General features: G+C 69.9%; 14 protein-coding genes. 11 read left to right on the top strand and 3 right to left on the bottom strand.

Annotated features, from left to right (window positions below; translation table 11 throughout):
* The first annotated feature begins 137 nt into the window (after positions 1 to 137).
* Both AABA78_RS00630 and AABA78_RS00625 read left to right on the top strand, forming a co-directional pair.
* Positions 138 to 878, top strand: a complete 741-nt coding sequence (locus AABA78_RS00630; RefSeq protein WP_338261126.1) for a tetratricopeptide repeat protein — start codon at positions 138 to 140, stop codon at positions 876 to 878.
* Positions 875 to 2,746 carry an AMP-dependent synthetase/ligase gene (locus AABA78_RS00625; protein ID WP_338261125.1) on the top strand — a complete coding sequence of 624 codons (1,872 nt, stop codon included), beginning with the start codon at positions 875 to 877 and terminating at the stop codon, positions 2,744 to 2,746. Before AABA78_RS00630 ends, AABA78_RS00625 begins: the two co-directional genes overlap by 4 nt.
* Positions 2,747 to 2,922: 176 nt before the next feature.
* Here AABA78_RS00625 and AABA78_RS00620 read toward each other — a convergent pair whose 3' ends face one another.
* Together AABA78_RS00620 and AABA78_RS00615 are read right to left on the bottom strand one after the other, a co-directional pair.
* Complete coding sequence (locus AABA78_RS00620; RefSeq protein ID WP_171418864.1) at positions 2,923 to 3,159, bottom strand: twin-arginine translocase TatA/TatE family subunit; 237 nt, start codon at positions 3,157 to 3,159, stop codon at positions 2,923 to 2,925.
* Positions 3,160 to 3,237: 78 nt separating this feature from the next.
* Positions 3,238 to 4,278 (bottom strand): sensor histidine kinase, encoded by a 1,041-nt coding sequence (locus AABA78_RS00615; RefSeq protein WP_338262356.1) that lies wholly within the window; start codon positions 4,276 to 4,278, stop codon positions 3,238 to 3,240.
* Between the two features lie 208 nt (positions 4,279 to 4,486).
* On the opposite strand from AABA78_RS00615, the gene AABA78_RS00610 reads away from it, so the two are divergent.
* From AABA78_RS00610 to AABA78_RS00570, 9 genes are all read left to right on the top strand, one after another.
* Positions 4,487 to 4,861, top strand: coding sequence for a response regulator (locus AABA78_RS00610; protein WP_338261123.1), 375 nt, complete (start codon positions 4,487 to 4,489; stop codon positions 4,859 to 4,861).
* Positions 4,862 to 4,958: 97 nt separating this feature from the next.
* Complete coding sequence (locus AABA78_RS00605; RefSeq protein ID WP_171418861.1) at positions 4,959 to 5,288, top strand: SCP2 sterol-binding domain-containing protein; 330 nt, start codon at positions 4,959 to 4,961, stop codon at positions 5,286 to 5,288.
* A 90-nt stretch (positions 5,289 to 5,378) separates the two neighbouring features.
* Positions 5,379 to 6,557 carry a CaiB/BaiF CoA transferase family protein gene (locus tag AABA78_RS00600; RefSeq protein ID WP_338261121.1) on the top strand — a complete coding sequence of 393 codons (1,179 nt, stop codon included), beginning with the start codon at positions 5,379 to 5,381 and terminating at the stop codon, positions 6,555 to 6,557.
* A 147-nt stretch (positions 6,558 to 6,704) separates the two neighbouring features.
* A complete protein-coding gene (locus tag AABA78_RS00595) occupies positions 6,705 to 7,001 on the top strand; it encodes a hypothetical protein (protein WP_338261120.1) in 297 nt (98 codons plus the stop codon).
* Positions 6,998 to 7,957 carry a ferritin-like domain-containing protein gene (locus AABA78_RS00590; RefSeq protein WP_338261118.1) on the top strand — a complete coding sequence of 320 codons (960 nt, stop codon included), beginning with the start codon at positions 6,998 to 7,000 and terminating at the stop codon, positions 7,955 to 7,957. The genes AABA78_RS00595 and AABA78_RS00590 overlap by 4 nt, the downstream gene beginning before the upstream one ends.
* A complete protein-coding gene (locus AABA78_RS00585) occupies positions 7,957 to 8,322 on the top strand; it encodes a holo-ACP synthase (protein ID WP_338262355.1) in 366 nt (121 codons plus the stop codon). The genes AABA78_RS00590 and AABA78_RS00585 overlap by 1 nt, the downstream gene beginning before the upstream one ends.
* A gap of 41 nt (positions 8,323 to 8,363) precedes the next feature.
* The gene (locus AABA78_RS00580) at positions 8,364 to 8,813 is read left to right on the top strand and encodes an acyl-CoA thioesterase (RefSeq protein WP_338261117.1); all 450 of its coding nucleotides are present in this window, start codon (positions 8,364 to 8,366) and stop codon (positions 8,811 to 8,813) included.
* Complete coding sequence (locus AABA78_RS00575) at positions 8,810 to 9,727, top strand: serine aminopeptidase domain-containing protein (RefSeq protein WP_338261115.1); 918 nt, start codon at positions 8,810 to 8,812, stop codon at positions 9,725 to 9,727. The genes AABA78_RS00580 and AABA78_RS00575 overlap by 4 nt, the downstream gene beginning before the upstream one ends.
* A gap of 24 nt (positions 9,728 to 9,751) precedes the next feature.
* A complete protein-coding gene (locus AABA78_RS00570; protein ID WP_338261114.1) occupies positions 9,752 to 11,503 on the top strand; it encodes an AMP-binding protein in 1,752 nt (583 codons plus the stop codon).
* A 34-nt stretch (positions 11,504 to 11,537) separates the two neighbouring features.
* Here AABA78_RS00570 and AABA78_RS00565 read toward each other — a convergent pair whose 3' ends face one another.
* Positions 11,538 to 12,635: a hypothetical protein gene (locus tag AABA78_RS00565; protein WP_338261112.1), complete on the bottom strand. Its 1,098-nt coding sequence runs from the start codon at positions 12,633 to 12,635 to the stop codon at positions 11,538 to 11,540.
* Positions 12,636 to 12,650 lie beyond the last annotated feature (15 nt).

Raw genomic sequence — 12,650 nt, 5'->3', positions numbered from 1 at the left:
AGCGGCCCGGGATGTGTTGCTCCGGTGACGGGGTCTGGCGGGGTGTTCGCACCTTGCCGGCCCCGTCTTCTTTTTTGCCGCGCCGCGTCTGGCGCGTTCGGTTGATGGTGGGCGAGCGTGCGTGCTAAGGCATTTCGATGCGCTTGAAATTGCTTGCCCTTTGGATGCTTTGGGCGGTCCCGGCACACGCCGCGGATCCCGCGCTGCTCGACCAACTCGACGCGTTGTACGCCAAGCGTGGCGACGCTGAGTCGGTGAAGGCGCTGGACAAGGAGGTGTCCGAGGCGCTGAAGGCCGCGCCGGACGACTTCGACCTGGCGTGGCGCAAGGCGCGCGTCCTCCAGTGGCAGGCGGACGGCGCCACGGAGAAGAAGCTCAAGATGGTCCTGGGCAAGCAGACCTGGGAGGCCGGGGACAAGGCCGCGAAGCTCCAGCCCGCGCGCGTGGAGGGCTACTACTTCGCCGCCTGCGGCATCGGTTCGTACTCGCAGGCCGTGGGCATCATGAAGGCGCTGGGGGACGGCCTGGAGGGCAAGTTCAATGAGCGCCTGGACACCGCGCTGAAGATCGACCCCACGTACGAATACGGCGGTCCCTGGCTGGTGAAGGGGCGTTACTTCTACGAACTGCCCTGGCCGAAGCGCGACCTGGGCAAGTCCGTGGAGTACTACCAGAAGGCCATCGCCAAGTTTCCGCAGTCGCTGCGCGCGCACTACTACCTTGCCGAGACGCTTCTGAAGGACGGCAAGGCGAAGGAAGCGAGCGCGGCCATCGAGAAGGTCAAGCAGGGAAGCACCGCGTACAACCCCGCGGAGGGGCAGCGCGTGCAGCAGTGGGCCAAGAAGGTGGATGCCGACATCCAGGAGGAGCTCAAGTGAGGGCAGAGAGTCAGGTCACGACGGCTCCCGCGGCGGGCGGGACGCAGGAGCAGAACCTCGTCCAGTTGCTCGTTCAGCGGGCCCAGAACGCCTCCAAGGTGGGCGTCACCCACAAGAAGGACGGGCGCTGGCAGGACGTCACGTACGCGCAGGTGCTGGAGGACGTGAAGGCGCAGGCGGCGGGCCTCATCGCCCAGGGTGTCCAACCCGGGGACCGGGTGGCCATCTTCGCCAACACCAGCCTCCAGTGGATCATCGCGGACCTGGCCATCAGCGCGGCCCAGGCCATCACGGTGCCCATCTACGGCTCCAACACGCCGGATGAGTGCCACTACATCCTGAACCACTCGGAGACGAAGCTGCTGCTCGTCGACTCCGACGAGAAGGACGCCAAGCAGGCTGGACGCCTGTCGCGCGTGCGCTCCAAGCTGGCGAGCATCCCGGCGCTCCAGAAGATCGTCGTCTTCGAGGGCCCCATCTCCGGCGACAAGGAGATGACGCTGGCGGACATGGTCGCCTCCGGCAAGGGCCACCCGCAGGCCACCGAGGCCGCGTTCGCCGAGCGCGTGGGGCAGGTGAAGTCGGACGACACCAACCTGCTCATCTACACCTCCGGCACCACGGGCGCCCCCAAGGGCGTCATCCTCACCCACGGCAACTGGGCCTATGAAGCGAAGGCCACCCAGGCCATGGGCATGATGAAGCCCGAGGACTCCGTCATGCTGTTCCTGCCCCTGGCGCACGTGTTCGCCCAGGTGGTGAAGGCCGCGTGGCTGTCCATGGGCTTCCGGCTCATCATCGCGGAGTCGGTGGACAAGCTGCTGGCGAACCTGGCGGAGACGCGCCCCACGGTGCTGCCGTCCGTGCCGCGCGTGTTCGAGAAGGTCTACAACAACGTCGTGGCCAACGGCTCCGCGGCCCCCGGCATGAAGGGCAAGCTCTTCAAGTGGGCCTTCGGCCTCTTCGACGAGTACGCCGAGGCCAAGGGCCAGGGCCGCGAGTACAGCTCGCTCCAGTTCTCCCTGGCGAAGAAGCTGGTGTTCTCCAAGGTGCGCAAGACGCTGGACGAGAAGCTGGGCGGCAACATGCGCATCTTCATCTCCGGCGGCGCGCCGCTGTCCCGGAAGATCGCCTACTTCTTCGACCTGCTCGACCTCAAGGTGCTGGAGGGCTACGGCCTCACGGAGACGAGCGCCCCGTGCAACGCCAACCGGGTGGAGAAGATCAAGATCGGCACCGTGGGCCCGCCGGTGCCGGGCACGGAGATCAAGATCGCCGCCGACGGTGAAATCCTGGTGCGTGGCCCCTGCGTCATGAAGGGCTACTACAAGAACGAGGAGGCCACCAAGGAGGTGCTGGATCCGGACGGCTGGTTCCACACCGGTGACATCGGCGAGGTGGACTCCGACAACTACCTGCGCATCACCGACCGCAAGAAGGACATCATCGTCACCGCGGGCGGCAAGAACGTGGCGCCGCAGAACATCGAGAACACGCTCAAGACCTTCCCGCTCATCAGCCAGGCCATGGTGTACGGCGACAAGCAGCCGTACCTCGTCGCGCTCGTCACGGTGTCGGAGGATCCGGCGCGCAAGCTGCTGGAGGACAAGGGCGCCCCGGTGGGCAGCTACGAGCAGAACTCCCAGCGCCCGGAGATCCGCGCCGCCATCGAGGAGATCTTCAAGAAGGTGAACGCGGAGATCCCTCCGTACTCCACCATCAAGAAGTTCCAGGTGATGACGGCGGACTTCACGCAGGAGTCCGGCGAGCTCACTCCCACCCTCAAGGTGAAGCGCAAGGTGGCCAGCCAGAAGTACATGAAGTTCATCGACGCCATGTACGCCAGCGGCAAGGGCGGCGGGGACTGAAGCACGCCCCAGGCGCACCCCCGTGACTTGAGGTCGCGGGGGGCGCGTCCGGCTGAAACGCCCGACGCCCGTCCATGGCCGCTTGAGAGCGGACCAGGGTACGGGCGTCACGGGTGAACGGCGGTGATGTTTTCTTCCGTCAGGGGCGGGGCCTTCCCGGGCCCACCCGGACGGCGTCAGGCGTGGTGGCTGGGCGACTTGGCGGCGACGTCCTTGTCCACGCTGGTGGACGCGGACAGCGTGCCGGGCTTCTTGTCGCTGGCGTCGTCCTTGTCGTCGTCGCTGGAGAAGCCGCGCTTGAAGTTGCGCAGCGCGCTGCCCAGGGACGAGCCCAGCTGCGGCAACCGCGAGCCGCCGAACAGCAGCAGCAGCGCCGCGAAAATCAGAAGAATCTCAGGAAGCTTCAAACCCATGGCTTCGCTCCTCGCGAAATGCGCGGGGGAGCATACCGGTGGGAGGTGGGTCGCGCTAGCAACTCCCGCTTCCGCGACTCACGCCTGCCAGCCCGCTGGATGCCCGACTTCTTCCTCCAATGACACCGGCAGCGTGAGGAAGAGGGTGGTGCCGCCCACGTCCGCCTGGGCACCGACCTGGCCGCCATGCGCCTCCACCTCCTGCCGGGCCAGGAAGACGCGCAGCGGATCCTCCAGCTTGCGCTCGCGGAAGGCGCGCTCCTCGCACTGGAAGACGGCGGTGATGTCCTCTTCCGGAACGGCCGCGCCGTCGCGGCGCACCTCCACCCGCACCTGATGTCCCAGCCGCGCGGCGCGCACGTGGAGCGACTCACCGGGCTGCGCGCGGCCCAGCAGGTGGTGCACGAAGGCCTCCACCGCGTGCTGGATGCGGCCCGCGTCCACCTGCACGTCGGGCAGCTCCGGCAGCTCGTCCAGCACCAGCCCCACGCTGGCGGCGGAGGCGGCGGCCCGCGTGCGCTCCACCGCGGCGTCCAGGATGGGCAGGAGCGGCTGGCGCTCGCGCTCACACGCGAGCGCGCCCAGGTCCGCGCGGCTGGAGTCGAAGAAGTCCTGGGCGAAGGAGAGCGCCCGGTCCGCGTTGCGCAGGATGGTCTCCAGCCCGCGCTGCGCCTTGGGCTCCAGCGGGATGCGCCCGTTGAGCAGCAGCGCCGCGTACGAGCGGATGTTGGCCAGCGACCCGCGCAGGTCATGCGACGCGAGCGACAGGTAGCGCACGCGGTCCGCCACGCGCTCGCCCGTCAGGGACGCCTGGGACGTGGCCTGCCCCGCGCTCCAGGGCACTGGCAGCGCCCACACCAGCCGTCCGCCGTCCTCCAGCGGCTCCTCGCCCACCAGCAGGGTGCGGTCCTCGCGCTCCCACAGGTTCCGCTCGCCTTCGCGCCGGCGGAAGCCCGCGGCGGCCATCAGCCCGTCAATGCCCGCCACGCCCGGAGCGGGCGGCAGGGCCTCCAGCCCCAGGTAGTCCAGCAGCAGGGGACCGAGCAGGCGTGGCGTCCCCTGGCGGGGCAGCAGCGCGAGCCCCGGCGCCGCCTCGTTGCTCCCAGGTGTCTCCCCCATCCACGTCACGCGGACCTCCCCTGCCCGTGCCACGAATCACCGGAAGGGTGGGCAGTGACTGTCGGTTTTGCAACGGGCTCCCGCTCTGGGGAGAACGCCCTTAATTTCTTGCGCCAGGAGGGCCGCTGATGGTGGATGATCCCCCCTTGGTAGCGGTATCGAGGAGACACCTCTGACCTCGCTCAACGCACAGCACACTGGCGCACCCGTGGTTCTGGTCGTGGACGATGATCCCGACATCCTGGAGGCCCTGTCGGAGATCCTCGAAGCCGAGGGCTTCGAGATCCGCCGGGCCCGCAACGGCAAGGAGGCCCTGGAGCGCCTGGAGCCGGACCCTCCCCACCTCATCCTGTTGGACCTGATGATGCCGGTGATGGACGGCTGGGAGTTCGCCCAGCGCATGCGCCAGAAGCCGGCCTTCGCGGGCATCCCCATCATCGTCCTCAGCGCGGACCGCAACGTCGGCAGCAAGGCGAAGGACATTGGCGCCATGGGCCACCTGGCCAAGCCCTTCGAGCTCAACGACCTGCTGTCGATGGTGCGACAGTCACTCAGCCCCCCGGTGGACACCTCGCGCGTCTGAGGACGCCGCACAGGGCCGTGCTTGACCCGACGGTGGGGCGCCATTACGGTCCGCGCAGGCTTGATTCACCAATCAACGCTGATCAAAGGAGCGAGTCATGGCGACCGCGAAGGAAATCATCGAGACGGAGATCCCCAACCGGCTGCAGGCCAAGCCTGAGCTGGCGAAGGAGATCAACGCCGTCATCCACTTCGACGTCTCGGGTGAGGGCGGCGGCAAGTGGACGCTGGACACCACCAAGTCCGAGGGCTGGGTGTCCGAGGGCATCAACGGCGCGTCGAAGATGACGGTCTCCGTCAGCAACGACGACTTCGTGAAGATCACGGAGAAGAAGCTCAACGCGCAGATGGCCGCCATGCAGGGCAAGCTCAAGTTCAAGCCCATGGACATGGGCCTCGCCATGAAGCTGGCGAAGCTGCTGGGCTGAGCCTCTCCGTATCGTGTCGTACCGACGGCGCGTCACCCTCGAGGGGACGCGCCGTCCGCATGTCTCCACCTCCCCCTGGAGCCCCCTTTCATGCCTGAGCCGTCTTCCCCCCTCGCCGGCCTGCGAGTGCTGGACCTGTCGCGCCTGCTGCCTGGCCCGTACGCGACGCTGGTGCTGGCGGACCTGGGCGCCACGGTGGACACCGTGGAGGATCCGGACGTGGGGGACGCCACCCGCCACATGCCGCCGCACCGCGACGGCGAGGGTGCGCTCTACTACGGGCTGCATCGCAACAAGCGCTCGCTCACGCTGAACCTCAAGACGCCGGAGGGCCGCGACGCGCTCTTGCGCCTGGTGTCCCGCTACGACGTGCTGGTGGAGAGCTTCCGCCCCGGCGTCATGGACAAGCTGGGCGTGGGCGAAGCGGTGCTGCGCCAGCGCAACCCGCGGCTCATCTACTGCGCCATCTCCGGCTACGGCCAGACGGGGCCGGACCGGCTCAAGGCCGGGCATGACCTCAACTACGTGGCCCGCGCGGGCCTGCTGGGCTACGGCGGCGAGGCCGGCGGCGCGCCCGCGTTCCCGGGCGTGCAGATGGCGGACATCGGCGGGGGGAGCCTCTTCGCGCTGGTGGGCATCCTGGCCGCGCTCTACGAGCGCGAGCGCACCGGCGTGGGCCGCTTCGTGGACGTGTCCATGACGGACGGCGCGCTGGCGTTCCTCCACCTGCACCTGGCCTCGCGCCTGTTCATGGGGAAGGAGGGCGCGCCGCTCCAGCGCGGAAGCGAGCCGCTCAACGGCGGCTATCCCAGCTACGGCCTGTACCGCACCGCGGACGACCGCTGGCTCGCGGTGGGCGCGCTGGAGCCCAAATTCTTCGGCGCGCTCTGCGCGAAGCTGGGCCGCCCGGAGCTCATGGACGACGCGTACACCGGCGGTGAAGCCAGCGCGCGCGTGAAGGCGGAGCTCACCCGCGTCTTCGCGGGCCAGCCCCTGGCGCACTGGCGCGAGCAGCTCTCCGGCGCGGAGTTCTGCGTGGAGCCGGTGGCGGAGGGTGACGAGGTGCTGGCGGATCCGCAGCTGCGCGCGCGCGGCCTCTTCGTGGAAGTGGATGATGCGCAGCGCGGCATGCGCGTTACGCACCTGCTCACGCCGCTGCGCATGGGCGACGTCGCACTGCGTCCACCGCCCACGCTGGGCCAGCACTCGCGTGTCATCCTGGAAGACGCGGGTTTCACGGCCGAGGAAATCTCGCGCCTGATTGCATGAGTACCGCGTGATACGACCCGTGAAGGCGGGTTCGTACGCGGATCCGAAGTGACCCGTTGCTGATTGACAGCTCTGGGGCCACAGTTAGATCTTTCCTGTTTTCTGACTGGAAAATCGACTTTCAAGCCCTGGGAAGGAAGGTCCCCCGTGCCCGACGCGCAGGAGCTCGAGTCCTACATCCGAAGGAAGTTCGCAGAAAACGTGGGTCTCACGGAGGCAGAGCTTTTCTCCGAGGACCTGAGCCTCTCGGCGCTGATTACACGCTCCGAGCGGATGACCAACAGCGTGGACTTGATGGAGGCCTTTGCCCGCACGTCCAACGGGCTGCGCAAGGACTTTGGACTGCGGGTGCGGCTGCCCGCATTGTCCCTGGATACCCCCGTGTCGAAGGTCCTGGCGGTATTCATGGGCGAAGTCACGAACCCGGAGCGAAAGTCGGCATGAGCGTCCTGGCGCGAAGCCTCGAGCACGAAGAAGCGACCGTCGCCTCGTCCCCCCTCCCGCCGTCCGAAAGCCGCCCGGCCATCCAGTTGGAGCTGTACGAAGCCTTCACGCAGCGCGGCCTGTCGCTGGTGGACGTCACCTGGGAGCAGCAGCGGCTGCACGAGTCGCGGCGCTGGAGCGTGGTGGAGCTGCTCTCCCAGGTGGACTTCACGCAGATCGGTGAAGCCGACCGGCACCTGGTGTGGAACGCGGGGCGCGCGGAGCTGACGACGAAGCCGGGCGCGGACCGGCTGGAGCGGCTGGCGGACCTGGAGTGCCGCCGGTGGCAGGAGACGAACCCCACGGTCGCCGCCATCATGCAGGCGTGTGGCACGTGGAGCCGGTACTGGAACGAGGAGGAGGCGCACCACGAGACGGCGTTCAACCGCCTGTCCACGGTGCTGCGGCTGGAGCCCGTCTCCGACGCCACCTTCATCGAGTTCCGCAAGGTGTTCCCCGACGACGACATGCTGCGCACGCTCACGCTGCTGGCCATCTCCGAGGTGGTGGCGGCGGTGGACTACGGCCAGTGCTCGCAGATGGTCCAGGACCCGGGCCTGCGGGCGCTGTTCAAGCAGGTGGCCGCGGACGAGGTGCAGCACATGACCTACTTCATCGCCTTCGCGAAGGCGCTGGTGGACAGCGGCGCGTACAAGGCGAAGGAGGCGTTCGCGGTGGCGCACCTGTTCCTGCGCGACGGCGGCGAGGTGCACGGCAGCAAGCGCGAGCGCGTGGAATCCCGCGACACCCACGTCAACTGGTGGGATCAGCTGGAGCACCGCGAGGGCTTCTACGCGCCGGACGCGCTGCGCAAGAAGGAGCAGCTCATCTTCCACGCCCTCAAGCGCATCACCGGCATCACGGTGACGTCGCGCGAGGAGGTGGAGGACACCTGGATGGACCTCGTCGGGTGCTGATGGGCCTGGGCCACGACCTCCAGTCCATCACGGAGCTGGAGGCCGCACGGGCCCTGCGGGAGCCGGACGTCTTCTTCACCGCCGCGGAGCTCGCCCACTTCGAGCGCGCGGCGAACCCGGAGCAGAGCCTGGCGGCGGGCTTCAGCGCGAAGGAGGCCCTCTTCAAGGCGCTGCCCGCCGTGGACGGCTGGTTCTGGACCGACGCCGAGCTCGTCCACGACGCGCGGCACGCGCCGCGCTTCCGGTTCCACGGCACGCTCGCGGCGCACGTGGCGCGCGAGGGCCTGCAGGTCGCTGTATCGCTGTCGCATAGCGGAGGGTTCGTCTCGACCGTGGTCCTCGTGACGCGCGCTCCGTCCCCCTGAAGTCGCTGCCACCCCCCCGGCAGCCAGAAGGACATCTCCCCGTGCACTTCGAAGAGTCCTCCCTCACGTTGCGCGTGCGTCCCAACGACCTGGACGTCCTGGGGCACGTGAACAACGCCACCACGCTGGAGTACCTGGAGGCCGGCCGCTGGGCCTGGCTGGAGCGGCAGGGGCTGACGCGCGGCGGTCCGGTGGTGGCAGTGGTGTCGCGCGTGGAGGTGGACTACCGCCGGGAGATTCCCCCGGGCGACGTGGTGGTGCACACGGAGCTGGAGTCGCCCGCCGCGGACGAGCTGGAGGCGGACGGCCTCAACTACCGCGCCCGGTTCCGGCAGCGCGTGTTCCTGGCGGCGGACGGGCCGCTGGCGGTGGAGGCCCTGGTGAGCGTGGCCTTCCTGGACGCGCGGGCCCGGTCGCTCGCGTCGCTGCAGCAGTTCCTGGACGGCGCGCGCGTCCCGGCGGCCACCTCCGCCCAGGAGCCTCTCCCATGAGCACGAACGCGAAGCCGGAGTTCGCCTCGCAGGAGCTCTGGGTCCCCACGTCCCAGGCGCACGCGCTGCACGTCGTGGAGGCGCGCACGTCCGCGACGCCCGCGACCGCGCCGGGCATCCTCTTCGTCCCGGGCCTGTTCTCCGACGGCCGCTTCTTCCTGGGCGGGCAGGGCGATGGGCCCGCGCGCTACTTCGTGGACGAGGGCTGCGTGGCGTATGTCGTGTCCCTGCGCGGCCATGGCAAGAGCCGCTGGCCCGCGAAGCGCGCGTATGACTGGAGCTTCGACACGTACGTGCGCCACGACATCCCGGACCTGGTGCGGGCCGTGCGCGCGCGCCACACCGGGCCGCTGTTCCTCCTGGCCCACAGCATGGCGGGCTACGCGGCGCTGGCGGCGCTGGGGGTGGACCCGTCGCTCCAGGCGTCGCTGTCCGGCGTGTGCACGCTGTCCTCGGCGGTGAACGACTACAGCGATGGCGGGTTCAAGAAGCGCTTCCAGCTGGGCATCTCCTCCGCGGTGGCGGGAGTGCTGGGGCGCTTCCCGGCGAAGGCGCTGAAGCAGGGGCCCTGGGACGAACCCGCGGGCGTGATGCGGCAGTTCACGGACTGGGCGCCCACGGGCGCGTTCCGCAGCGCGGACGGCGCGACGGACTACTGGAGCGCGCTGGGCCAGGTGACGCTGCCGGTGTTCGCGGGCGTGGGCGCGGCGGACGTGTTCCATGCGTCCCCCTCGCGCGCGCAGAAGCTGGTGGCCCACCTGGGCAGCGCTCGCAAGGAGCTGGCCGTCCTGGGCCGAGCGCAGGGGCTGAGCTGGGAGGCGGGCCACTTCGACGTGGTGCGCGGAGAGCGCGCCCGCGCCGAGGTGTTGCCCCGCGTACTCGCGTGGATGCGCCAGACGGCGCCCGCGCACTGAAGAACACGAGGAGGGGAGGTCTGCATGCTCGACATCATCCAGCGGCTGGAGGCGGTGGATCCGCGACGCGGCCTGTTTCTCTACGACGACTTCGTCGGGCCGCCTGAGTTCTTGCCCTACCGGGAGTTCGCCTCCCGGGTGGCCGGGGCGGCGGAGCACTTCCGCGCGCGCGGCATCACGCCGGGCACGCGCGTGGTGCTGCCCTTTGAAACGTCCGCGCCCGTCATCTTCGCGTTCCTGGGGCTGATGGAGCTGGGCGCGGTGCCCCTGTCCGTGAAGCCGTACATCCTGAGCACGCCGAAGGGGCCCTACCGGGACTTCCTCGCGCGCATCCGGGAGCGCTACGGCGCCTCGCTCGTGCTGGACGCGCCGAGCCTGGCCGGGCTGGAGCTGCCCCTGGAGCGGCTGCCGCTGCCGCCCGCGGGGGCGAAGCGCTCGGGCGTGAAGCTGCGCGAGGTGGCGCCCGGAGAGCTGGCGTTCGTGCAGTTCTCGTCGGGGTCCACGTCGTTCCCCAAGGGCGTGCCCATCACCCAGGAGAACCTGGCCGCGAACCTGCGGATGATCACCCGGCACGACGGCCGTACGTCCGAGGACCGGGTGACGAGCTGGCTGCCGCTGTACCACGACATGGGGCTCATCGGCGGGCTGCTCACCTGCCTCGCGGTGGGCAACGACCTGCTGCTGTCGCAGCCCGCCTCGTTCCTGATGGATCCGCTGGGCTGGCTGGAGCTCATCTCCACCGAGAAGGTGATGGGCTCCGTCATCCCCAACTTCGCCATCGACTACGCGCTGAAGTCGCTCAAGTCGGCGGACGCGGACGACCTGAAGCGGCTGGACCTGTCGCGCGTGCGCAGCATCTACCTGGGCAGCGAGCCCATCAACATCCCCAACCTGGAGCAGTTCCTGGAGATCCTCGCCCCGTGCGGTCTGCGGCGCGACGTGTTCATGCCCTGCTACGGCATGGCGGAGACGGTGCTGATGGTCGCGAGCGTGCCGCCGGGTCAGACGGTGCGCGTCATCACCGCGCCCAACGGCCAGCCCGCCATCTCCGTGGGCCAGCCGCTGACGGAGTTCGAGGTGCGGCTGCGCACGGAGGACGGCCGGCTGTGCGGCGAGGGGGAGATGGGCGAAATCGAGCTGCGCGGCGGCAGCCTGGCGCCGTCGTACTTCCTGGACGACCGGCCCCTGCGCGGCGCGGAGGGCTTCTACGCCACGGGCGACCTGGGCTTCCAGAAGGGCGGCGAGCTCTTCATCACCGGGCGGATCAACGACCGCATCAAGGTCAACGGCCAGAGCTTCTTCTCCGCGGACTTCGAGCAGGCCGTGGAGCGGCTGGCCTTCATCCGGCCGGGCCGCACCGCCGTCATCCAGGTGAAGGGCCGCCTCGTGGTGCTGGCGGAGGTGAACCACCCGTCCGCGCTGGAGCGCCTGACCGAAAGCCGCAAGCAGGTCTGCCAGTCGGTGCTGGAGACGGTGGGCGTGACGCTCGCGCAGGAGGACGTCCTCTTCATCCGCTACGGCCAGCTCCAGAAGACGAGCAGCGGCAAGCTCCAGCGCCGCGCCATCACGGAGGCCTACGAGCAGGGCCGCATCCGCACCGTGACGCCCATGGAGCTGCGCGCGGACCTGCTCCAGATGCGCGCCCAGCGGCTCGTGCTGGGCTCGGTGATGGTCGCGCGGCAGCGGGGCCGCCGGTGGATGGCCTCCGGGAAGGCCGCCCTCTCCGCGGGCCTCCAGCGCCTGCGGCCGGGCGGACAGCGTCAGGACGGGCCCTGAAGCTCGGGCTGACGCTCGGGCCGACGCCCGTGACTCACCGGGCCTTCGCGGAGGCCCACAGGTCCCAGCCGCGCGCCGCGTGGCACGCATCGCCCACCAGGTCCAGGGCGAGCTGGGGCTGCGTCCGGGCCAGGCCTTCCGTGTCGCGGAATGCGCCGGTGGCCTCCAGCCGGAGCGTGGCGCTCTCCAGCGCGGCGCGCGCCCCCTCCACCGCGCGGGCCTGCGCGGGCGTGGGCTTCCAGCCCGTCTCGTCCCGGTAGCGCCCCAGCGCCTCCAGGAAGTGGCCGTAGAACTTCACCATCTGCACCAGCACCGGTACGCGGTACGCGGGCGCGGCGGTGAGCGCGGCCTCGTACTGCCGCGTCTCCGAACCCAGCCGGTACACCAGCACGTCCACCTGCGCGTCCAGCCGGGAGCCCCACGCCTTGCGCACGGCGGGGAAGCGCGCCCAGCCCGCGACGGCCTGGAAGAAGTGGAGCCCGCCACACGGGTGCGCGTAGATGCCCTGCTTGTTCTTGGGCACCTGGGGGAGGCCCGCCTTCATGCCCCGGGTCAGCTCCGCGTTCGCGGCCTCCAGCGCGGCGAGCGCGGCGTCCATGACCGCGTCGATGCGCACCGTCTCTCCCGCGCCGTTGACGAACGAGCCCCCGGGCTCCAGCACGTGCGACAGCGCGTCCAGCGCCCACGCCCCATCCGGCGAGGCGGCGAGCGCGGGACGGAAGTCGTGCTGGAGCGACGCCACCAGCTCGCGCAGCGTCACCTTGCCCCATGCCGTGGGGAAGGCATGCGAGCGCGGGTATCCCGCGAGCAGGAAGGTCTTCACCTGGAGCGCCGGGTGCGGCTCCACGGGCGTGCCGTCCGGGGTGAAGGCGTCGAAGAAGTAGCGGGCCGTGGCCCCCGCGTCCGGGGCGTCGCGGCGCAGGAAGCCCGCGACGATGGCGTCCGAGGCCGGGCGGCCGTCCCGAGCGCGGAAGGCCCTCCCATCCAGGTCCATGCCGTGCGCGAGCGCCCAGGGACGGGCAGGGTCCGCCGCGTGCGTGCGGCACTGCGCGTGGAGCACCGCGGAAGCGGGGGAGGGTGGGGGAGCGGCGCTCAGGCCAAGCCCGAGCAGGGCCACGAAGGAGGGGAGCATGGGCGCGGGCAGTGT

The organism is Corallococcus caeni, from assembly GCF_036245865.1.
GTDB classification, from domain to species: Bacteria; Myxococcota; Myxococcia; order Myxococcales; family Myxococcaceae; genus Corallococcus; species Corallococcus caeni.
Note: the sequence above shows the minus strand (reverse complement) of the source record. Positions and strands in the feature narration are given on the sequence as shown.